We start from the raw sequence: 21,773 nt of genomic DNA, 5'->3' as shown, positions 1-21,773 counted from the left end.
TACACCGTGGTACGGCATGTGATGTTCAAGCACTAAAAAAGCATCGCTGGCAAGCCAGCTCCCACAAGGGTTGGGACGTACCCAACTCTGCGGTCAACCACAAATCCTGTGGGAGCTGGCTTGCCAGCGATGGCGTCACCTCGGTTTCAAGGCAGAAACCGGCAATACGCACCACCAGGCACCACCCCAAAGAAGTCAAAACAAAAACCACCGAACCGGGCGCGCTGTCACAGCCACGCCACGGCATCGGACATCCGAAATCTGCCGATTTTCCGGAGCTGACAGACCATGAGTGCATCAACCGATCTCCCCACAGCCGCCGACAGCGATGCCGAGCAGCTACGCAAGCTGGGTTATACCTCCAACTTCAACCGCAGCATGAGCCTGTGGGAAAACTTCGCCCTGGGCTTCACTTATCTATCCCCGGTCGTCGGGGTTTATACCCTGTTCGGCCTGTGCCTGGCCGCCGGCGGACCACCGATGTTCTGGGCCTATTTGCTGGTCGGTTGCGGCCAGTTGCTGGTGTGCCTGATCTTCGGTGAAGTGGTCTCGCAGTTCCCCATTTCCGGCGGCGTCTACCCATGGGCGCGTCGTCTGGTGGGCAAGCGCTGGGCGTGGATGGTCGGCTGGATCTACTCCATCGCGCTGTGCGTAACCATTGCGGCAGTGGCCGTCGGCGCCGGCCCGTACCTGGCGGCCATGCTCGGTTTCGAGCCCAGCAACAACACCAACATCATCATCGCGCTGGTGTTGACGCTGTTCGCCACCCTGGTCAACCTCAGCGGCACCAAAGTGCTGGCGCGCATCGCCATGTTCGGCTTCCTGTGCGAGCTGGCAGGCGCGGTGATCGTGGGTGTGTACCTGCTAGTATTCGAGCGCCATCAACCGCTGAGCGTGCTGTTCAACACCTTCGACATCAGCATCAACGGCTCCTACCTGCCCGCCTTCCTCACCGCCTCGCTGGCGGGTATGTTCCTGTACTACGGCTTCGAGGCCTGCGGCGATGTCGCCGAAGAAACCCCAAACCCGAGCAAGCAGATCCCGGTGGCCATGCGCATGACCATCTACATCGGTGGCATCGCGGCAATGTTTGCCTGCCTGGCACTGATCCTCGCCGTGCCTGACATGCAAGCGGTCATCAATGGCACCGACAAGGACCCGGTCACCACCATCCTCAACAACGCCTTCGGCCCGGTGGGCTCTAAAGTGGTCATGGCCGTGGTGATGGTTTCCTTCATCTCCTGCGTCATCAGCCTGCAAGCGGCGGCGAGTCGCCTGCTGTACTCCTACGCGCGAGATGAAATGGTCATCGGCAGTTCGCTGCTGAAGAAGATTTCTCCTACGACCCAGGTGCCGGTTGCTGCGCTGTTCGTGTCCGGCGTTCTGCCCGCGCTTATCATAGTGCTGGGCTTCTTCCTGCAGGATGCAGTCGCAACGATCGTCAGCTTCGCGGCAATCGGTATTTACCTCGCCTTCCAGATGATCGTGCTGGCGGCGCTGTATGCACGCATGAAAGGCTGGAAGCCGAGTGGCAAATTCACCCTGGGCGCATGGGGCTGGGCGATCAATATCGGCGCGCTGGTCTATGGTGTCGCCGCTATCATCAACATGGCCTGGCCACGCACCCCGGATGCGGCTTGGTACGTCAACTACGCCATGGTATTGAGCACCGCCATCGTCATCGGCCTGGGCCTGCTGTACATGTGGCTCGCCAAACCTTACGACCACGGCACCGCGCCTGCGGGCGATGCCTGGAAAATCAGCCGGTAACGGCTCTCGCCCCGGCACCTGAGCGGGTGCCGGGGTGATTTATCAAACCCCACAAGGATTGAACATGGATATCACCCGCCGCGACTTCCTCAACGGCGTTGCAGTCACTATCGCTGCCGGCATGACGCCACTGCAGATTCTTCAGGCTGCGCCCGATGGACGCTATTACCCACCTGCCCTCACCGGCCTGCGCGGCAGCCACGTTGGCTCCTTCGAAATTGCCCACCAGATGGGCTGGGAGAAAAAGGTCTTCGACACCGACAAGCTGCCCATCACCGAGGAATATGACCTGGTGGTTGTCGGAGGAGGCCTCAGCGGTCTGTCCGCGGCCTGGTTTTACCGTGAGAAACATCCAAAAGCACGCATCCTGATTCTGGAAAACCACGATGACTTTGGCGGTCACGCCAAGCGCAACGAGTTCTCGGCCGGCGGTCGTACAATCATCGGCTACGGCGGCAGCGAAGCCTTCCAGTCGCCCAATCATTTGTACAGCAAGGAGGTGAACGGCCTGCTGAAAAAACTGGGTGTCGACATCAAGCGCTTCGAGACCGCCTTCGACCGCCAGTTCTATCCCGACCTGGGCTTGTCCCGCGCGGTGTTCTTCGACAAGGAAAACTTCGGAGAAGACAAACTGGTCAGCGGCGACCCAACACCGATGGTGGCTGACGACATTGCCCCCGATCAGCTCCACGCCCGTTCCATCACCGACTTCATCAACGACTTCCCGCTGCCGCCAGACGATCGCCAGGCGCTGATTGCGCTGCACATGACGCCCAAGGACTATCTGGCCGGCAAGACCACCGAGGAAAAAAACGCGCACCTGGAAGCCACCAGCTACCAGGATTTCCTGCTCAAGGACGTAGGACTGTCAGCCCAGGCGGTGAAGTACTTCCAGAGTCGCACCAATGATTTCATGGCACTGAGCATCGACGCCGTCGCCGCTTCCGACGCCTACTCGGTCGGTTTCCCAGGCTTTAGCGCGATGAATCTGGAACCCATCAGCGAAGAAGCCCGGGCGGAAATGGAAGAGCCCTACATCTACCACTTCCCCGACGGCAACGCATCGCTTGCCCGCCTGCTGGTGCGCAGCCTGATCCCGTCCGTCGCACCGGGACACACCATGGACGATGTGGTCCTCGCCCCGTTCGACTACGCCAGGCTCGATCAGCCCAAGGCCGCCGTGCGCATCCGCCTCAACAGTACGGCGGTCAGCGTACGCAACGTCGGCAATGGCGTGAACCTAGGCTACAGCCGTGGTGGTCAACTCAACCAGGTGCGCGGCAAACACTGCATCATGGCCTGCTACAACATGGTCATCCCGTACCTGTTGCGGGACCTGTCAGCCGAGCAGTCGCACGCGCTGAGCCAGAATGTGAAGTTCCCGCTGGTCTACACCAAAGTCGTGATCCGCAACTGGGAGTCGTTCCAGAAGCTGGGCGTGCACGAAATCTATGCCGCGACCCAACCCTACAGCCGCATCAAGCTCGATTACCCGGTCAGCATGGGTGGCTACGACCATCCTCGCGACCCGAAACAACCCATCGGCCTGCACATGGTCTACGTCCCCACCAGCCCCAACAGCGGCATGAACGCCCGCGACCAGGCTCGCGCCGGCCGTGGTCGGCTGTACGGCCAGTCGTTCGAACAACTCGAAGCGCAGCTGCGCGATCAACTGCAACGCATGCTCGGCCCTGGCGGTTTCAACCACCAGACCGACATCCTGGCGATCACGGTCAATCGCTGGTCGCACGGCTACGCCTATTTCTCCAACAGCCTGTATGACGATGCGGATGAAAGCGAAAAACTGATGAACCTGGCGCGTCAGCCAGTGGGTCGAGTCAGCATCGCCAACTCGGACGCGGCGTGGAGCGCTTATGCGCATGCGGCGATTGATGAGGCGTATCGAGCGGTGGGGGAAGTCGGTTGATTGAATGACCTGCCCGTAGAAATGCGGGCACGGTTTTGGGCAGTTCGTTGGTAAATACTGCCCCCCAGCGCCGTTACGCGCAGGAATCGAACTAGCCCTTTTTCTCACACGGCTAGGGAAGGGGGAATCAAACCAAGAGAAATCTATTCAAGCAACAGCTCTGTTTGATCGTGCTTCAGCAAGGATATGCGATAAAACAACGTGCTGTTTTCATCCCGCTTTATATTTAGCATGATCTGGCATAAACGCAAGAAGCTCCTCAAGCCGACTCACATTACTACCACGTTAAAGGTTTTCCTCCACGAAGGGCTCACGTCGGCACTATCAGTTCAACCGAAGGAAAATAGCTGCGGTAACGCTTGGCATCACGAGTCAGCAACGGAAACTCTTTCACAGCGGCATGCGCACCGATGAAAAAATCCGCTAACACGTTACTTTTTCCGCCCCCTACTTTCCTATAGCGAACAAAAGCCTTTGCGGCCAAAAACAATGCGGGACGTGGGACTTCCTGCATCTCCAAACCGAGCAGAGTCACCGCATCATCCAGCGCTTCGAACGTGGTAAATGTATGGGACAGTTCGGCGTAGATTATTGGATTGATGGCCAACTCATGGATCTGGGATTGAGCGCGTAGCTGTTGTATAGACCAATCAGCCCAGACAGGGTCGTCTTCCAGGACATCAATCAACACGTTCGTGTCGACCAATATCATCAGTCCTCACCTCGCAGCAATGCCATCAACTCGTCGGTATTCCATTTGATATCGGCCTTGCCACGCGCCGCTTCAAACCGGTCCGGAATGACTGATTTGGCAGGATCAGCTTTTGGTTTGCAACTATGCAGTACCACTTCGCCTTGGGCGTTAACACTGAACTCGATGGCCGAACCAGGCAGAAGACATAGTGCGTCGCGGATGGGCTTGGGAATCGTTACCTGCCCCTTGCTCGTCATTGTCGTCGTCATATTGCGCTCCAGAAGTATTACCAGATCTCAGAAAGTAATACTTAGCTCTCGAGACTGCAACCGCCACTGATCGTAGGAAAATTCTCATCGTTCAGAGGATTCGGCCGCAACTCCCGTCGCGGCCGATCCCATTCTGATCAAAACCGCGACACGGTTCGCATCGCATCCACGAGGTAACGCATGGCGATCCGGTCGCTTTCCGACAGGTCGCGGTATTGCTCCACCAGTTTCATTTCATCCGAACTCAATCGACGCCTTCGACGACTGACATTGAAGCAAGGAAAGATTCCTAACATTTCGGTAATGCCTTGTACTTTCGCCATGGACGATGTCCTTCCATATGTAAGAGAAAACCAAAATACCCATCGCCCCTATCCAATTGTGCAGCCACCGGCCTGAAGGGCAGAAACCGGTCATGCCCATAGAATAGAAAGTTAATCAGCGCTGAAAAGCAGTTTTTAGAGTAATTAGTCGAAAACAGCAGAAATGCCCTCAAATTCAGAACGGTCTGTCAGAAAAGTTAACCGACATTTTTTGTTTCATTGCCGAACTGTCCTAATGCCATCAATCAATTTTGCTCTGCTACCGAACGGTTTAAGCTAAATGGCATCTGTTTAGAGTCCGTTGCGTTTGGCCGAAGGCATGTCCGAACCCCATTTTTGATCCAGCACGTGCCAGGAACGGCGCGGGATTGTTCACGACAGGTTTACTTATGCACCGCAGGAATTTGCTCAAAGCGTCCATGGCCATTGCGGCCTACACCGGCTTGTCCGCTACCGGACTGCTGGCATCCCGGGCATGGGCCGCTAATGGCACAGCCGATGGCGATGCCCAGGCGTTCGACTTCGAAGCACTGAAGATCCAGGCCAAGCAACTTGCCGGCAATCGCTACCAGGACACCAAGCAGGTGCTGCCGCCGACCCTGGCGACCATGACGCCGCAAAATTTCAATGCAATTCGTTACGACGCTGATCACTCGCTGTGGAATGACCTCAACGGTCAGCTCGACGTGCAGTTCTTCCACGTCGGCATGGGGTTCAAGCAGCCCGTGCGCATGTACAGCGTCGATCCCAAGACGCGTCAGGCCCGTGAAGTGCATTTCCGCCCTTCCCTGTTCAATTACGAGAAAACCACGGTCGACACCCAGCAACTCAAGGGCGACCTGGGGTTCTCTGGATTCAAGTTGTTCAAGGCACCCGAGCTGGATCGGCACGACGTGTTGTCATTCCTGGGCGCCAGTTATTTCCGTGCAGTCGACGCGACTGGCCAGTACGGCTTGTCGGCACGCGGCCTGGCCATCGACACCTACGCCAAAAAGCGTGAGGAATTCCCCGATTTCACCAAGTTCTGGTTCGAGACCCCGGACAAGAACAGCACCCGTTTTGTGGTCTACGCCCTGCTGGACTCGCCGAGCGCCACCGGTGCTTATCGGTTCGATATAGACTGCCAGGCCACTCAGGTGGTCATGGCCGTGGACGCTTACATCAACGCCCGCACCGCAATCGAACAACTGGGCATTGCGCCGATGACCAGCATGTTCAGCTGCGGCACCCATGAGCGGCGCATGTGCGACACCATTCATCCGCAGATTCACGACTCCGATCGACTGTCCATGTGGCGCGGCAATGGCGAGTGGATCTGCCGGCCACTGAACAACCCGGCGACCCTGCAATTCAACGCATTTGCCGACACCGACCCCAAGGGCTTCGGCCTGGTGCAGACCGATCACGAGTTTGCCAGTTACCAGGACACTGTCGACTGGTACAGCAAGCGTCCAAGCCTGTGGGTAGAACCTACAACCTCATGGGGCGAAGGCTCTATCGATTTGCTGGAAATTCCTACGACCGGCGAGACTCTGGATAACATTGTCGCGTTCTGGACGCCGAAGAAACCTGTGGCCGCCGGGGACTCGATGAACTACGGCTACAAGCTCTACTGGAGCGCCTTGCCACCGGTGGGCACGCCACTGGCGCGAGTCAATGCGACCCGCTCGGGCATGGGCGGCTTCACCGAGGGCTGGGCGCCGGGCGAGCATTACCCGCAAGTCTGGGCGCGACGGTTTGCCGTGGACTTCAATGGCGGCGGTCTGGATCGCCTGCCAGAGGGCACCGGGATCGAGCCGGTGGTGACGTGTTCGAATGGCGAGGTGAAGGACTTCAGCGTGCTGGTGCTGGATGACATCAAGGGTTTTCGCATTCTCTTTGACTGGTACCCGACCAACGACAGCGTAGAGCCGGTGGAGCTGCGGTTGTTCATCCGTACCAATGACCGGACCTTGAGCGAGACCTGGCTGTATCAGTACTTCCCGCCTGCGCCGGACAAGCGCAAGTACACCTGATGTAGCAAAAATCAAACGTTAAAAAGCCCCGACCCAACCGGCCGGGGCTTTTTGTTTTTACAGCCTCATTCAGTCGCGTAAATCCGACTCATGAATCGGCTGATCCCGATGCGTAGCCCGCTGATATTGCGCGGGCCAGACGGCCTTGCGACCTCCCAGGTCATCATCGGCATGCAGCGGCCAATACGGATCTCGCAACAGCTCCCGCGCCAGGAAAATGATATCCGCCTGGCACGTGCGCAGGATGTGCTCAGCTTGCGCAGGTTCGGTGATCATTCCTACAGTACCCGTTGCGATGCCTGACTCCTTGCGCACTCGCTCGGCGAAGCGGGTCTGGTAACCCGGGCCGATCGGAATTTCCGCGTTGACCGCGGTCCCTCCCGAAGACACGTCAATCAGGTCCACCCCCAGTGCCTGCAGGCGGCGCGCGAGCTCGACGGTCTCATCCGGGTTCCAGCCATCTTCCACCCAGTCGGTGGCCGACACTCGCACAAACAGCGGCAGCTCTTGCGGCCACACCGCCCTTACCGCTTCAGTCACCTGAAGCACCAGGCGAATGCGATTCTCGAACGACCCGCCATATTGATCCCGACGTTGGTTGCTCAGCGGCGACAGGAATTGATGCAGCAGGTAACCATGGGCAGCATGTACCTCCACCACTTTGAAACCGGCCACCAGGGCGCGTTTTGCCGAATCGACAAAGGCCTGGACGATGTCGGCGATGGCCCCCTCATCCAGCTGCGTGGGCTGGGTGTGTTGCGGGTCGAAGGCGATTGGCGAAGGGCCGACAGGCACCCAGCCGCCGTCGTCCGGTTTTACGCTGCCGTGCTTGCCGAGCCACGGCCGATAAGTGCTGGCCTTGCGCCCGGCGTGCGCCAGCTGAATGCCCGCCACCGCGCCCTGGGCGGCGATAAAGCGGGTAATGCGTTGCAAGGGTTCGATCTGTTCGTCATTCCACAGGCCAAGGTCTTCAGCAGTGATACGGCCATCGGCGGTGATGGCCGTGGCTTCGGTAAAAATCAGGCCAGCGCCACCCACCGCGCGGCTGCCAAGGTGAACCAGATGCCAGTCATTGGCCAGGCCATCGACGCTCGAATATTGGCACATGGGTGATACCGCGATGCGGTTGAGAAGGGTTAGCTGGCGCAGCGTGTAGGGTTCAAGCAGCAGACTCATGGGGCACCTCTCAAATCAGTGGGCAGGCTCCAGGGTTCTGTTTGAAAGTCGACGAGTGACAGTAAAGAGATGCAGCACCCGCCCCCGCGGGCAAAAAATTCGACAAGACGTCACAAGGAAAATCAAGCAGTGCTTAGAGCCTAGTCGACAACGGGGGATCGGGGAGGGTTCAGATGTAATGGGTGTCAGAAAGATCGAATCGCGAGCAGGCTCGCTCACACACTGGACATGTGGAGCTCACAAACCCCGGTTCCAGCCTGCCCATACTGGTCACTTGATGGACACAAATCCTGTGGGAGCGAGCCTGCTCGCGATGGGATCAACGCGGTTCGATGTGGGCAATCATCAACTGCACGGTTTCGTTGCCACGGAATTCGTTGAGGTCGAGCTTGTACGCCAGCTCCACCCACTTGATGGTCGGATTGGGCCAGATGTCGCGATCGATCCCGAAGGCGATGCCATCGAGTTTCACCGAGCCGCACTCGCTCCTGAGCACCACCTTGAGGTGACGTTCACCGACCACACGCTGCTCCACCAGCTGGAACACCCCGTGAAACAGCGGCTCGGGGAAATGCTGACCCCATGGGCCGGCATGACGCAGGGCCCGGGCCAGTTCCAGGTGAAACTCCTCGACCGCCAGGGTGCCGTCCGACAGCAGGCGGCCAGTCAGGTCCTCTTCGCGCAGTTGTCGACGCACTTCAGCGTCAAACGCTTCGGCGAACAACGGGAAATTTTCCTCGGGCAGGGTCAGACCCGCCGCCATGGCATGGCCACCATACTTGCTGATCAGTGTCGGATGCTGCGCCGCCACCACGCTCAAGGCGTCACGGATGTGAAACCCCTGCACCGAGCGCCCCGAACCCTTGAGCAGGCCATCACCGGCATCGGCAAAAGCGATGGTCGGACGGAAGTAACGCTCCTTCATCCGCGACGCGAGGATGCCGATCACGCCTTGGTGCCACTCGGGATCGAACAGGCACAAACCGAACGGCATGGACTCCACCGGCAGATCCTTGAGCTGGGCCAGCGCCTCGCGCTGCATGCCCTGCTCGATGGATTTGCGGTCCTGGTTCATGCCGTCGAGCTGCACGGCCATTTCCCGGGCCAGGGCCTGGCTGTCGGTCAGCAGGCATTCAATGCCAAGGCTCATGTCATCCAGGCGCCCCGCCGCGTTCAAGCGCGGGCCGACGATGAAACCGAGGTCGGTGGAGGTGATGCGGGCGTGGTCGCGCTTGGCGACTTCGAGAATCGCCTTGACCCCTGGCCGCGCGCGCCCGGCGCGAATCCGCTCAAGGCCCTGATGCACCAGGATCCGGTTATTGGCATCCAGGGGCACCACGTCGGCGACGCTGCCCAGCGCCACCAGGTCCAGCAATTCACCGATGTTCGGCTGCGGTTTGGTCGCATACCAGCCGAGGTCGCGCAACCGCGCCCGCAGGGCCATCAGCACGTAGAAAATCACCCCGACACCCGCCAGCGCCTTGCTCGGGAAAGTGCACCCTGGCTGATTCGGATTGACGATGGCATCGGCCAGCGGCAACTCATCGCCGGGCAAGTGGTGATCGGTGACCAGCACCTGCAGCCCGGCCTTTTTTGCCGCCGCCACGCCTTCAACGCTGGAGATGCCGTTGTCCACGGTGATCAGCAACTGCGGGGTCCGGGTCAACGCCACTTCGACGATTTCCGGCGTCAGGCCGTAGCCGTACTCAAAACGGTTGGGCACCAGATAGTCGACGTGGGCGGCGCCCAGCAGGCGCAGCCCCAGCACGCCTACAGTGCTGGCGGTCGCGCCATCGGCATCGAAGTCGCCAACGATCAGGATGCGCTGGCGCTGCTCCAGGGCAGTCACCAGCAACTCCACCGCTGCGTCGATGCCCTTGAGTTGCTGGAACGGGATCAGCCGCGCCAGGCTCTTGTCCAGTTCGGCCTCGGACTGCACGCCCCGTGCCGCGTACAAGCGGGTCAACAGGGGCGGGATATCACCGAGAAAAGGCAGGATGTCGGGCAGCTGGCGAGGTTCGATGCGCATGGGGTGACGGGTGCTTCTCTTGAATACTTAGGAAAAAAACCGATTATCGCGACAGGCCGAGGCCAATCAGCCGCGTTCGCCGCTCAGCCACTGCAGCTGGACTTCGTGCTGACCACGGTCGTCGGTCACAAAAATTGTCCCTTCGCTGATCATCACGTCCCACTTGATGACGCGGGGCATGTCCTTGGCCAGGGTCTCGAGGACTTCCTGCGGAACAGCAGCGATGTGCACGTTTTTCAGGTTCTTGATCGCCGGGATCACCTTGGTTTCCCAGACCCGCAGGCTGCCGTAGGCCAGCAGGCTGGTGCGCTCGGTGCGACGCGAGCACCAGGTCAGGCGATCGGCGTCTGGCTGGCCGACTTCGATCCAGTGCAGAACGCGATCGTCCAGGCTCTTTTCCCACAGTGCAGGCTCATCTACGTCCGACAGACCGCGACCGAAAGACAGCTGTTCGTTGTACCAGAAGGCGTAGGCCAGCAGTCGCACAGTCATGCGCTCTTCAGTTTCCGAAGGGTGACGGGCGATGGTCTGCTTCACGCTCTCGTAAACGCTGCGGTCGAGGTCGGTAAGGTTCAGTTCAAACTTGTAGGTCGTGGACGGCTGGGCCATGAACGGGCTTCTTGATACGAGGAAAGGCGGCAAGTCTAACCGATGCGACCACCAATCAACGAATTGTAGCGATGAACCTTGGGCGACTGACACCGGGCTATGCTAAAACGCTCTACCAGCCAGCCCTTGTCCTACAGGATCCAGCATGCCGTTCACCGCCAAACCGCTCTCAGGTCTGAAAGTCATCGAATTGGGCACCCTGATCGCCGGGCCCTTTGCGTCGCGGATTTGCGGCGAGTTCGGCGCTGAGGTGATCAAGGTCGAATCGCCCGATGGCGGTGATCCCTTGCGCAAATGGCGCAAAATCTATGAAGGCACCTCGCTGTGGTGGTTCGTCCAGGCGCGCAATAAAAAGTCCCTGACGCTGAACCTCAAGCACCCGGACGGCCTGGCCGTCCTGAAAAAGCTGCTCGGCGAAGCAGACATCCTCATCGAGAATTTCCGCCCCGGCGTCCTGGAAAAGCTTGGCCTGGGCTGGGATGTCCTGCACGCCTTGAACCCCAAGCTGGTGATGGTGCGGCTGTCGGGATTCGGCCAGACCGGGCCAATGAAAGATCAGCCAGGGTTTGGTGCGGTTGGCGAGTCCATGGGCGGTCTGCGTTACATCACCGGCTTCGAGGATCGCCCCCCCGTGCGCACCGGCATTTCCATTGGTGACTCGATCGCCGCCCTCTGGGGCGTGATCGGCGCGCTGATGGCGTTGCGTCATCGTGAGGTCAACGGTGGCCAGGGCCAGGTAGTCGACGTGGCATTGTATGAAGCGATCTTCGCCATGATGGAAAGCATGGTGCCGGAGTTCGACGTGTTCGGCTTCATCCGCGAACGTACCGGCAACATCATGCCGGGCATCACGCCCTCCTCGATCCACACCAGCGCCGACGGCAAGCACGTGCAGATCGGCGCCAACGGCGATGCGATCTTCAAGCGCTTCATGCTGATCATCGGCCGCGAGGACCTGGCCAATGACCCAATCCTGGCCAGCAACGACGGGCGCGATACCCGGCGCGACGAGCTCTACGGGGTCATCGACCGCTGGGCCAACTCACTGCCCCTGGACGCCATCATCGAGCAACTGAATCAGGCCGAAGTACCGGCCAGCCGAATCTTCAGTGCCGAAGACATGTTCGCGGACCCGCAATACCTGGCCCGGGAGATGTTCCTCCAGGCCAAACTGCCAGATGGCAAAGACTTCAAGATGCCCGGGATCGTCCCAAAACTCTCCGAGACCCCGGGATCCGCAGAATGGGTCGGCCCCCAACTGGGCGAACACAACTCGCAGGTACTCAACGACCTTGGCTACGACCAGGCCCAGATCACCAAACTGCGTGAAGACGGAGCCATTTAACCTCAAACGCCTGTTGCCACCCGCCCCGCACAACCGCCTGGCCCTGGCGGCTATTGCGTTACTGGCCGGGCTGGTCTCGCCCAACCTCGCGCAGGCCAGGGACACGCTGATCTAGGTGCTGCGCGACTTCCACCATGGCAATGTGGCCACCGGCAGCCTGAAGGACACTCGAGCATTTTTCCAGCACCCGGCGCTGCCGTGACAAATCGCAGGCAAAAAGAAACCCCGAGAAGTGGGGAGACGACTCGGGGTTAAACGTGGCCTACATAAAGACCAGTAACAGCAAGCCGCAAGCACCGGAGCACAATGCTTGTTCCTGCTGTTACATACTCTGACTGGCGATCCCGGGATTAGGTTCCCGCAAGATGCAATTCAATTTCGACTGGCGAGCAGCTTGTCCTGTGCAGCGTTGCGCAACGCCGCGATAACACAAGGTTCCAGACGACCTTCGGCAATCATCAAGTCGCGGCGCAAACCGTCGACCACGTCCGTGAGCAAGCGCTTGTCGCTCAACTGAGCCTGGTTGAAAGCCCGTTCGACCACGATCGCGCCGGTTGAACTCTTCAGAGTCACCAGGCATTCACCGTGCAGACCCGATGGGGTCAGCGTAACTTGATACGGGCTCAGCGCCTCTGCGAGCAATAGACTGATACTTTCCAAATCGATCACCACTCATTAGTCCGAAAACAAAGTGCCTGGGGCAGGTCTACTGTAAATGACCATCGGCCTCAGAAGAAAGTTCTGAATGGTATCCGCAGGGACGTCCACGCCTCTGCTAGTTGAAGCATGCATGACGAAGATGACAGGAAAAAAACAGCGGCGCAGTGCATGAACAAAAAAGCCCGTCAGAAGACGGGCTTTTCAGTTCGAGGCTTTGACCCTTACAGCGGTTTACCGCGATTGCCATGCTGGCTGACGAACGCCTGGACGGCTTTCAGGTCATTAGGCAGCACGGTGCAGCGCTCATCGCGCTCGAACAGGTCGGTCAGGTGCACCGGCAGTTCCAGGGCCTTGCCGACGCCGGCCTTCAGCACCGCATCCGGGAACTTGACCGGGTGCGCAGTGCCCAGGATCACCATCGGGATGTCCAGGCTGCGACGGCACTCGCGGGCGGCCTTGACGCCGATCGCGGTGTGCGGGTCGAGCAACTCGCCAGTCTGTTCGTAGACTTCGGCAATGGTTTCGCACGTTTGTGCGTCGTCCACGGCCAGGGAGTCGAACAGCTTGCGCGCTTCGCTCCAGCGTTCTTCTTCGACGCTGAAACCGCCACCTTGCTTGAAGCTGTCCATCAGCCCGGCAATCGCCGCACCGTTACGACCGTGCAAGTCGAACAGCAGGCGTTCGAAGTTCGACGACACCATGATGTCCATCGACGGCGACAGCGTGGCGTGGAGGGTTTCCTTGACGTACTGGTTGCCGCTCATGAAGCGGTGGAGGATGTCGTTGCGGTTGGTGGCGACGATCAACTGGTTGATCGGCAGGCCCATGTTGCGCGCCAGGTAGCCGGCGAAGATGTCGCCGAAGTTACCGGTAGGCACCGAGAACGATACCGAACGGGCCGGCCCGCCCAACTGCAGGGACGCGTGGAAGTAGTAAACGATCTGGGCCATGATCCGCGCCCAGTTGATCGAGTTCACGGCCACCAGGCGAGTGCCTTTGAGGAAGCTCTGGTCAGCGAAGCTGGCCTTGACCATTTCCTGGCAGTCGTCGAAGTTGCCTTCGATGGCGATGTTGTGGATGTTCTCGCCGAAGATGGTGGTCATCTGCCGACGCTGCACTTCGGACACGCGGTTGTGCGGGTGCAGGATGAAGATGTCGACGTTTTCGCAGTGCTTGCAGCCTTCGATGGCGGCCGAGCCGGTGTCGCCGGAAGTTGCACCGACGATCACCACGCGCTCACCGCGTTTTTCCAGCACGTAGTCGAGCAGACGCCCGAGCAGCTGCAGGGCGAAGTCCTTGAACGCCAGGGTCGGGCCGTGGAACAGTTCCAGAACCCACTCGTTGCCGTTCAACTGACGCAGCGGCGCCACGGCGCTGTGCGAAAACACGCCGTAGGTTTCTTCCAGGATCTTCTTGAAATCCGCATCGGGAATGCTGCCGGTCACGAACGGGCGCATCACCCGGAAAGCCAGTTCGTGATACGGCAGGCCGGCCCAGGAAGCGATTTCTTCCTGGGTGAAACGTGGCAGGTTTTCCGGGACGTACAGACCGCCGTCGGTGGCGAGACCGGCCAGCAGGACATCTTCGAAATTCAGGGCCGGTGCCTGGCCGCGGGTACTGATATAACGCATGACTGGCTCCAATAGACAGTGTTCGCAAACCCGGGCCCGCACGCGAGCCCGGTGAACGATAACGGCTTAGTTCAGGTGCTCGACGCGGATCCTTACAACCGGACTGACCACGCCCGCCAAGGCTTCCAGGGCAGCGATAGCATCATTCATGTGCTGTTCCAGCACACGGTGAGTCAGCAGGATCATCGGCACCAGGCCGTCATGCTCTTCGACTTCTTTTTGCATGATCGATTCGATGTTGATGCCGCGCTCCGACAGGATGCTCGCCACCTGGGCCAGTACGCCCGGGTGGTCCTTGGCTTGAATCCGCAGGTAGTAGGCACTTTCGCAAGCTTCGATCGGCAGGATCGGGTGGGCCGACAGCGAGTCCGGCTGGAAGGCCAGGTGCGGCACACGATTCTCCGGGTCGGAGGTCATGGCGCGAACCACGTCCACCAGGTCGGCGATCACCGACGATGCAGTCGGCTCCATGCCGGCACCAGCGCCATAGAACAGGGTCGAACCGGCGGCATCACCGTTGACCATCACAGCGTTCATCACACCATTGACGTTGGCGATCAGGCGATCGGCCGGAATCAGCGTCGGGTGCACGCGCAACTCGATACCCGCTGCAGTGCTACGGGCGACACCCAGGTGCTTGATGCGATAGCCCAGCGCTTCGGCGTAGTTCACGTCAGCGGTGGTCAGCTTGGTGATGCCTTCGGTGTAGGCCTTGTCGAATTGCAGCGGAATGCCGAACGCGATGGAGGCCAGGATCGTCAGCTTGTGGGCTGCATCGATGCCTTCGACGTCGAAAGTCGGATCGGCTTCGGCGTAACCCAGTGCCTGCGCCTCGGCGAGCACGTCTTCGAAGGTGCGACCCTTCTCGCGCATTTCCGTGAGGATGAAGTTGCCAGTGCCATTGATGATACCGGCGACCCAATTGATGCGGTTGGCCGAGAGGCCTTCACGGATGGCCTTGATCACCGGGATGCCACCGGCCACTGCTGCTTCGAACGCCACGATCACGCCTTTCTCGCGTGCCTTGGCGAAGATTTCGTTACCGTGAACGGCAATCAGTGCCTTGTTCGCGGTGACCACATGCTTGCCATTCTCGATGGCCTTGAGTACCAGCTCGCGGGCAACGGTGTAGCCGCCCATCAGCTCTATGACGATGTCGATCTCAGGGTTCGTGGCCACTTCGAAGACATCGTTGGTAATCGCAATACCGGTCGTTTGGAACTGAGGCTTTGGCGTGCGCATGGCAATTTGTGCCACTTCGATCCCACGCCCGGCACGACGAGCAATTTCCTCGGCGTTGCGCTGAAGTACGTTGAAGGTACCGCCACCGACGGTTCCTAACCCACAGATGCCTACTTTGACCGGTTTCACTGTGAACTCCCCATAAAACGGCCGACGCAAGGTCGGCCGTGAAAACAACCGCATGCTCGCGGTTCTCTATTAATGGCCCGACGCAACTGCCGCCGGACCATGATCGTCAAAGGCTGACCGTGACGATGCGAATTTACTTCGCGCCCAGCGCCAGTTTGGCGACTTGTGGCGCAGGCTGGTAGCCCGGAATGACCTGGCCATCAGCCAAAACGATAGCCGGTGTACCGTTCACGCCGATCGACTGACCGAGCGCGAACTGCTTGGAAACCGGGTTCTCGCACTTGGCGGCCTTGATTTCCTTACCATCGACCATCTTGTCCATGGCCGCTTTCTTGTCCTTGGAGCACCAGACCGCCTGCAGCTGTTCGTCGCCCGGCGAGCCCAGGCCCTGGCGCGGGAACGCGACATAACGCACTTCGATGCCACGCTTGTTCAGCTCAGGCACTTCGGCGTGCAGCTTGTGGCAGTACGGGCAGGTGGTGTCGGTAAATACGGTGATGTGCGACTTGGTTTCGCCGATGGCCGGGTAGACCACGGTTTCAGCGACCGGAATGGCATTGACCAGCTTGGAGACGCCCAGGCGCTCGGTTTTTTCGGTCAGGTTGACCGGCTTGCCGTCCTTGAGCTGGAACAGGTAGCCCTGAACCACGTACTGGCCATCGGCGCTGGCATAGAGCACCCGGCTGCCCTGCAACCTGACTTCGTACAGGCCTGCCAGGGGGCTGGCGGAGATGCTTTCTACCGGAACCTCAAGCTGGAGGTTCTCCAGGCTTTTACGAATGGCTTTATCGGCCGCGTCATCGGCGACGGCGAAGGTGCTGACCAACGCAATGGCTGCGGCGGCGAAAATCTGGGTCAGACGCATGAGAACTCCTGAAGGCGGACAAATGGGACGATCAGAACGCCCGTGCCAAGGCACCGGGTCACAACCGCCCACCGTGCAAACCGGCAAAGCCTACCACATAAGGCTCGTGGGGCCGAATGCGCCTGACGCAAGACATTGCCGGGCCCTGTAGGAGCGAGCTTGCTCGCGATGGTCGTTAACGATAACGCACGCTCTCTGGTTCAACGCGGTGCTATTGAGACCATCGCGAGCAAGCTCGCTCCTACAGGATTTGCGTCAACCTCTGGGATGGTGTTTGGCGTGCAGGTCCTGCAGGCGGGCACGGGCGACGTGGGTGTAGATCTGGGTGGTCGACAGGTCGCTGTGACCGAGCAACATCTGCACCACCCGCAGGTCAGCACCGTGGTTGAGCAGGTGCGTAGCAAACGCGTGGCGCAGGGTGTGCGGCGACAGCGACTTGCCGATACCGGCCACCTTCGCCTGGTGCTTGATGCGATGCCAGAACGTCTGGCGGGTCATCTGCTCACCGCGCAGGCTGGGAAACAGCACATCACTGGGACGCCCGCCGAGCAACTCGCTTCGAGCGTCGCGCATGTAACGCTCGATCCAGACAATCGCCTCCTCCCCCATCGGCACCAGCCGCTCCTTGCTGCCCTTGCCCATCACCCGCAGCACGCCCTGGCGCAGGTTGACCTGCTCCAGGGTCAGGCTGATCAGCTCCGTTACCCGCAAGCCACAGGCATACAGCACCTCGAGCATGGCGCGGTCGCGCTGGCCGATGGCCTCGCTCAGGTCCGGCGCTTTCAACAGCGCCTCGACATCGGCCTCTGACAAGGATTTGGGCAATGGCCTGCCGAGTTGCGGCATGTCGATACGCAAGGTCGGGTCGACAGCGATCAACTTTTCCCGCAGCAAATAGCGATAAAAGCCACGCACTCCCGAGAGGAACCGCGCCGTGGACCGTGGCTTGTAGTTCTGCTCCAGGCGCCAGGCCAGGTGATCGAGGATCAACTCGCGGCCGGCGTTGATCAACTCCAGGCCCTTCTCCTGCAGCCAGCCGTTGAACAAGGCCAGGTCGCTGCGATACGCATCGCGCGTGTTGTCCGACAGGCCTTTCTCCAGCCACAACGCGTCGAGGAATTGGTCTATCAATGGATGTTCGATGGCGGGCATAAAGGCTCAGGTGACTGGAGAACTGTCGGCAAGTCTTTCATAGACTGCTGGGGGTTTATAGAACCTGATGTCAACGCGCTGCCTGGTCGATCGATTCGCGTGCAAGTCGGATGGCCGCATCTTACATTCCCACCAGTAAATCGCAGGCAACAAAAAAGCAGCCCGCAGGCTGCTTTTTTTGCATCGGAAGCTGGACTTAAGCCAGTTTTTCCTTGATGCGAGCTGCTTTACCGGACAGGTCACGCAGGTAGTACAGCTTGGCTTTACGTACGTCACCGCGACGTTTAACGGCCATGCTGTCGATTTGCGGGCTGTAGGTCTGGAAAGTACGCTCTACGCCAACACCGTTGGAGATTTTACGAACGGTGAAAGCACTGTTTACGCCGCGGTTACGCTTGGCGATTACAACACCTTCGAACGCTTGCAGACGCGAACGGTCGCCTTCCTTCACTTTCACCTGAACGACAATGGTGTCGCCCGGGGCAAAGGTAGGGATCTCTTTGGTCATCTGCTCTGCTTCGAGTGCAAGGATGATTTTGTTAGTCATGCTGTGCTCCTAAGGTAAATCAACGGACTTACCATCGATACGTTGTTAACTATCGTCCCGCTCGCGGATGTATTCCTCGAGCAGCTTCTTCTCTTCTCCAGAAAGCGAGCGGCTTTCCAGAAGATCGGCGCGTCGTTCAAAGGTCCTACCAAGGGACTGCTGTAAACGCCAACGCCGGATATGCGCGTGATTGCCACTTAGCAACACGTCGGGAACACGCTGATCCGCATACACCTCAGGTCGGGTGTAGTGCGGGCAATCCAGCAAACCATCCGTAAAGGAATCTTCCTCGGCGGAGTCCGCATGCCCTAAAGCTCCAGGCAGCAGTCGTGTAACCGCATCGATCAGGACCATCGCCGGCAGCTCGCCGCCAGACAGTACATAGTCGCCAATCGACCACTCTTCATCGACATGAGCCTCTATAAAACGCTCGTCAATGCCTTCATAGCGGCCGGCAATCAGGATCAATGCATCCAAATTCGCCAACTCGCGTACCGCCGACTGTGTCAGTTGACGGCCTTGGGGGGACAGGTAAATCACCTTCGCCGCCTCCCCGGCTGCTGCCTTGGCCTGAACCAGAGCATCTTCCAGGGGCTTGATCTTCATCACCATGCCCGGGCCACCGCCAAATGGGCGATCGTCCACAGTGTGATGTCGATCCGTCGTGTAGTCTCGCGGATTCCAACAGGTGAGCTGCAAGAGCCCCTGTTTCACCGCACGACTGGTGATGCCGTACTCGCTGATGGCGGAGAACATCTCGGGAAACAAACTGATCACTTCTACGCGCAAGTTAGCCACGCTTAGAAGTCCGCATCCCATTCCACCTTCATCTCGCCTGCGGCAAGGTCAACGGCCAACACGCATTGCTCCGTATAGGGCAACAGGCGTTCGCGATCGTCCAGGCTGCCAGCGCAAGGCTTGACCACCATTACATCATTGGCGCCGGTTTCCAGAAGATGATCGATCTTCCCGAGCAATTGCCCCAGTTGATCAATAACCTTCAGACCTTCGAGCTGGTACCAGTAGTACTCGCCGTCGGTCAATTCAGGGAACAGGTTGCGCGGCACACAGATCTCATAACCGGCCAGAAGACGAGCTTCTTCACGGTCATCAAGACCTTTGAGCTTTGCGACCAGGAACTTGTCGTTCCCGCGTCCACTGACCAGCTCAACCTGTTTCATATTGCCTTCGCGCTTGAGCGTCCAGGTTTTGTACTGCAACAGGTTTTCAGTCGGATCAGTAAAGGAATACACCTTCACTTCGCCGCGAACGCCATGAACAGAGTAGATCTTGCCGATAACGATCAAATCATCAGCAACAGCAGGCGTCGCGTTCATATTGCTCAGGCCGCAGCCTTAGCCGAGTCCTTCAGCAACTGAGCAACACGCTCAGAAGGCTGTGCACCAACGCTCAGCCAGTAGGCTACGCGCTCTTGGTTCACGGACAGACGGACTTCTTGACCACGAGCAACAGGGTTGAAGAAACCAACCTGTTCCTTGTGCGAACCGTCGCGCGGGTTGCGGCTGTCGGTTACGGTCAAGTGGTAAAACGGGCGCTTTTTGGAGCCGCCAAGGGCAAGACGGATTGTTAGCATGTGAACATCGTTCCTGTAGTCGGTGCTGCAAATCTAAAGGCACAGCGGGCATAGGTGCCCGAAAGGCCGCATATTCTAAGGAATATCCGGACTTTTGCAAATGTCTTTTTCCGGCGGCCTATCGGACGCCATGCAGATTTGCTATAGAGCCGTCGTTTAAAACGGCCAGTCAGCTCCCGCCAAGTGCGGGTTTGCTGTTGATCCCACATCGCTGTGGGCAGCGCAAGGGCAAGCCCTTGCGCAGATTCTTTACATCTTGGGCATGCCGCCGCCGGGCAACATACCGCCCATGCCGCGCATCATTTTGGCCATTCCGCCCTTGGCGGAGAATTTCTTCATCATCTTCTGCATCTGCTTGTGCTGCTTGATCAAGCGACCGATGTCCTGCACCTGGGTGCCGGAACCCATGGCGATCCGGCGCTTGCGCGAACCGCTGATCAGCTCAGGGTCGCGGCGCTCGGCCGGGGTCATGGAATTGATGATGGCTTCCATCTGCTTGAATTGCTTCTCTGCCGCGCCCTGGGCATTGCCCATCTGCGCCAGGTTCACACCGCCGATGTTCGGCAGCTTGTCCATGAGGCCGCCGAGGCCGCCCATGTTCTTCATCTGTTGCAGCTGATCGCGGAAGTCTTCGAGATCGAAGCCCTTGCCCTTCTTCAGCTTCTTGGCCAGCTTGTCGGCCTTGTCCTTGTCGAGGGTCTGTTCGGCCTGCTCGATCAGGCTGAGCACGTCGCCCATGCCAAGGATGCGTGAAGCAATACGCTCGGGGTGGAACGGCTCGAGCGCTTCGCTCTTCTCGCCCATACCGATGAACTTGATCGGCTTGCCGGTGATGGCGCGGACCGACAGTGCGGCACCGCCACGGGCGTCGCCGTCAACCTTGGTCAGGATAACGCCGGTCAGCGGCAATGCGTCGCCGAAGGCCTTGGCCGTATTGGCGGCGTCCTGGCCGGTCATGGCATCGACCACGAACAGGGTTTCAACCGGGTTGATCGCGGCGTGCAGCGCCTTGATCTCGCCCATCATCTCTTCGTCGATGTGCAGGCGACCGGCGGTATCGACGATGACCACATCAATGAACTTGAGCTTTGCTTCTTTAATAGCGGCTTGCGCGATCTCGACCGGCTTCTGGCTCAGGTCGGACGGGAAGAAGGTCACGCCCACTTCGCCGGCAAGCATTTCCAGCTGCTTGATCGCTGCCGGACGGTAAACGTCCGCAGACACGACCATCACCGACTTCTTCTTGCGCTCTTTAAGAAAGCGCGCAAGTTTACCGGCGGTAGTGGTTTTACCCGCACCCTGCAAACCGGCCATCAACACAACAGCAGGCGGCACGGCGCTCAGGTTCAAGTCTTCGTTGGCCGCGCCCATCAGGCTTTCGAGTTCGGCCTGGACGATCTTCACGAACGCCTGGCCCGGGGTCAGGCTGCGTGACACCTCGGTGCCGACGGCACGTTCCTTGACCGAATTGACGAAGTCCTTGACCACCGGCAAGGCCACGTCGGCCTCGAGCAGCGCCATACGCACTTCACGCAGGGTGTCCTTGATGTTGTCTTCGGTCAGCTTGGCCTTGCCGGTAACATGGCGCAGCGTCTGCGAGAGACGGTCGGTTAAGTTTTCAAACATTGCGCGATCCTTTCAGGCCCTGTGTAGACCGGGATAATGGCGGCCCAGACCGGAATAAACATGTGCTCGGCGAGCCTGCGGCGTGGGCAGGTCGCGGATTATAGCGAAGACTGCGTCTGGCGGACACCTCGCACTTTCGTGTGATGAGGGTTCTATGCCAAACTCAGCGC

General features: G+C 59.3%; 21 protein-coding genes. 5 read left to right on the top strand and 16 right to left on the bottom strand.

The genetic code is table 11. The features are described from left to right. Nucleotides 1-288 precede the first annotated feature (288 nt). Together AAEZ09_RS22710 and AAEZ09_RS22705 are read left to right on the top strand one after the other, a co-directional pair. The gene (locus AAEZ09_RS22710) at nt 289-1,770 is read left to right on the top strand and encodes an APC family permease (RefSeq protein ID WP_045061015.1); all 1,482 of its coding nucleotides are present in this window, start codon (nt 289-291) and stop codon (nt 1,768-1,770) included. A 64-nt stretch (nt 1,771-1,834) separates the two neighbouring features. Continuing rightward, on the top strand, nt 1,835-3,697 hold the full coding sequence (locus AAEZ09_RS22705) for an NAD(P)-binding protein (RefSeq protein ID WP_350600830.1): 1,863 nt from the start codon (nt 1,835-1,837) through the stop codon (nt 3,695-3,697). A 310-nt stretch (nt 3,698-4,007) separates the two neighbouring features. On the opposite strand, the gene AAEZ09_RS22700 is transcribed toward AAEZ09_RS22705, so the two are convergent. From AAEZ09_RS22700 to AAEZ09_RS22690, 3 genes are all read right to left on the bottom strand, one after another. Then, nucleotides 4,008-4,409: a type II toxin-antitoxin system VapC family toxin gene (locus tag AAEZ09_RS22700; protein WP_205893966.1), complete on the bottom strand. Its 402-nt coding sequence runs from the start codon at nt 4,407-4,409 to the stop codon at nt 4,008-4,010. Further along, nucleotides 4,409-4,660: an AbrB/MazE/SpoVT family DNA-binding domain-containing protein gene (locus AAEZ09_RS22695; protein WP_225570628.1), complete on the bottom strand. Its 252-nt coding sequence runs from the start codon at nt 4,658-4,660 to the stop codon at nt 4,409-4,411. Before AAEZ09_RS22695 ends, AAEZ09_RS22700 begins: the two co-directional genes overlap by 1 nt. 137 nt (nt 4,661-4,797) lie before the next feature. Next, nucleotides 4,798-4,983 (bottom strand): hypothetical protein, encoded by a 186-nt coding sequence (locus AAEZ09_RS22690; RefSeq protein WP_045061012.1) that lies wholly within the window; start codon nt 4,981-4,983, stop codon nt 4,798-4,800. A 389-nt stretch (nt 4,984-5,372) separates the two neighbouring features. Between AAEZ09_RS22690 and AAEZ09_RS22685 the strand changes: the two genes are divergently transcribed. Beyond that, nucleotides 5,373-6,998 (top strand): glucan biosynthesis protein D, encoded by a 1,626-nt coding sequence (locus tag AAEZ09_RS22685; protein WP_350600829.1) that lies wholly within the window; start codon nt 5,373-5,375, stop codon nt 6,996-6,998. Between the two features lie 69 nt (nt 6,999-7,067). On the opposite strand, the gene AAEZ09_RS22680 is transcribed toward AAEZ09_RS22685, so the two are convergent. The 3 genes from AAEZ09_RS22680 to AAEZ09_RS22670 all read right to left on the bottom strand — a co-directional run bounded on the left by AAEZ09_RS22680 (nt 7,068) and on the right by AAEZ09_RS22670 (nt 10,812). Next, on the bottom strand, nt 7,068-8,174 hold the full coding sequence (locus AAEZ09_RS22680) for an NADH:flavin oxidoreductase/NADH oxidase (RefSeq protein ID WP_045059136.1): 1,107 nt from the start codon (nt 8,172-8,174) through the stop codon (nt 7,068-7,070). Nucleotides 8,175-8,493: 319 nt separating this feature from the next. Beyond that, nucleotides 8,494-10,203 (bottom strand): single-stranded-DNA-specific exonuclease RecJ, encoded by a 1,710-nt coding sequence (recJ, locus tag AAEZ09_RS22675; RefSeq protein WP_122837645.1) that lies wholly within the window; start codon nt 10,201-10,203, stop codon nt 8,494-8,496. Between the two features lie 66 nt (nt 10,204-10,269). Beyond that, nucleotides 10,270-10,812 (bottom strand): YaeQ family protein, encoded by a 543-nt coding sequence (locus AAEZ09_RS22670; RefSeq protein WP_007897614.1) that lies wholly within the window; start codon nt 10,810-10,812, stop codon nt 10,270-10,272. Between the two features lie 145 nt (nt 10,813-10,957). On the opposite strand from AAEZ09_RS22670, the gene AAEZ09_RS22665 reads away from it, so the two are divergent. Both AAEZ09_RS22665 and AAEZ09_RS22660 read left to right on the top strand, forming a co-directional pair. Further along, nucleotides 10,958-12,157 (top strand): CaiB/BaiF CoA transferase family protein, encoded by a 1,200-nt coding sequence (locus AAEZ09_RS22665; RefSeq protein ID WP_350600828.1) that lies wholly within the window; start codon nt 10,958-10,960, stop codon nt 12,155-12,157. Beyond that, nucleotides 12,138-12,272: a hypothetical protein gene (locus tag AAEZ09_RS22660; RefSeq protein ID WP_350600827.1), complete on the top strand. Its 135-nt coding sequence runs from the start codon at nt 12,138-12,140 to the stop codon at nt 12,270-12,272. Before AAEZ09_RS22665 ends, AAEZ09_RS22660 begins: the two co-directional genes overlap by 20 nt. A 257-nt stretch (nt 12,273-12,529) precedes the next feature. Here the strand turns inward: AAEZ09_RS22660 and AAEZ09_RS22655 are convergent, their stop codons facing one another. The 10 genes from AAEZ09_RS22655 to ffh form a co-directional block, all read right to left on the bottom strand. Continuing rightward, nucleotides 12,530-12,817, bottom strand: a complete 288-nt coding sequence (locus AAEZ09_RS22655; RefSeq protein WP_045059146.1) for a DUF3509 domain-containing protein — start codon at nt 12,815-12,817, stop codon at nt 12,530-12,532. Nucleotides 12,818-13,038: 221 nt separating this feature from the next. Continuing rightward, nucleotides 13,039-14,448: a threonine synthase gene (gene thrC / locus AAEZ09_RS22650; RefSeq protein WP_045059139.1), complete on the bottom strand. Its 1,410-nt coding sequence runs from the start codon at nt 14,446-14,448 to the stop codon at nt 13,039-13,041. Nucleotides 14,449-14,514: 66 nt separating this feature from the next. Continuing rightward, a complete protein-coding gene (locus tag AAEZ09_RS22645) occupies nt 14,515-15,819 on the bottom strand; it encodes a homoserine dehydrogenase (protein ID WP_045059147.1) in 1,305 nt (434 codons plus the stop codon). Between the two features lie 133 nt (nt 15,820-15,952). Beyond that, nucleotides 15,953-16,684 carry a bifunctional protein-disulfide isomerase/oxidoreductase DsbC gene (dsbC, locus tag AAEZ09_RS22640; RefSeq protein WP_205893963.1) on the bottom strand — a complete coding sequence of 244 codons (732 nt, stop codon included), beginning with the start codon at nt 16,682-16,684 and terminating at the stop codon, nt 15,953-15,955. 255 nt (nt 16,685-16,939) lie between these two features. Beyond that, complete coding sequence (gene xerD, locus AAEZ09_RS22635; RefSeq protein ID WP_045059141.1) at nt 16,940-17,836, bottom strand: site-specific tyrosine recombinase XerD; 897 nt, start codon at nt 17,834-17,836, stop codon at nt 16,940-16,942. A gap of 196 nt (nt 17,837-18,032) precedes the next feature. Beyond that, nucleotides 18,033-18,383: a 50S ribosomal protein L19 gene (gene rplS / locus AAEZ09_RS22630; RefSeq protein WP_003175895.1), complete on the bottom strand. Its 351-nt coding sequence runs from the start codon at nt 18,381-18,383 to the stop codon at nt 18,033-18,035. Nucleotides 18,384-18,428: 45 nt separating this feature from the next. Further along, nucleotides 18,429-19,202, bottom strand: coding sequence for a tRNA (guanosine(37)-N1)-methyltransferase TrmD (gene trmD / locus AAEZ09_RS22625; protein ID WP_154503229.1), 774 nt, complete (start codon nt 19,200-19,202; stop codon nt 18,429-18,431). Continuing rightward, nucleotides 19,184-19,720, bottom strand: coding sequence for a ribosome maturation factor RimM (gene rimM, locus AAEZ09_RS22620; protein ID WP_350600824.1), 537 nt, complete (start codon nt 19,718-19,720; stop codon nt 19,184-19,186). Before rimM ends, trmD begins: the two co-directional genes overlap by 19 nt. 5 nt (nt 19,721-19,725) lie before the next feature. Beyond that, on the bottom strand, nt 19,726-19,977 hold the full coding sequence (gene rpsP, locus AAEZ09_RS22615; protein ID WP_045059142.1) for a 30S ribosomal protein S16: 252 nt from the start codon (nt 19,975-19,977) through the stop codon (nt 19,726-19,728). A gap of 249 nt (nt 19,978-20,226) precedes the next feature. Further along, nucleotides 20,227-21,603 (bottom strand): signal recognition particle protein, encoded by a 1,377-nt coding sequence (gene ffh, locus AAEZ09_RS22610; RefSeq protein WP_007897558.1) that lies wholly within the window; start codon nt 21,601-21,603, stop codon nt 20,227-20,229. Between the last annotated feature and the right edge of the window lie 170 nt (nt 21,604-21,773).

The sequence above is a fragment of the Pseudomonas sp. 65/3-MNA-CIBAN-0223 genome (assembly GCF_040310425.1).
Classification (GTDB): Bacteria; Pseudomonadota; Gammaproteobacteria; order Pseudomonadales; family Pseudomonadaceae; genus Aquipseudomonas; species Aquipseudomonas gregormendelii.
This window is presented reverse-complemented; position numbering and strand designations above follow the sequence as displayed.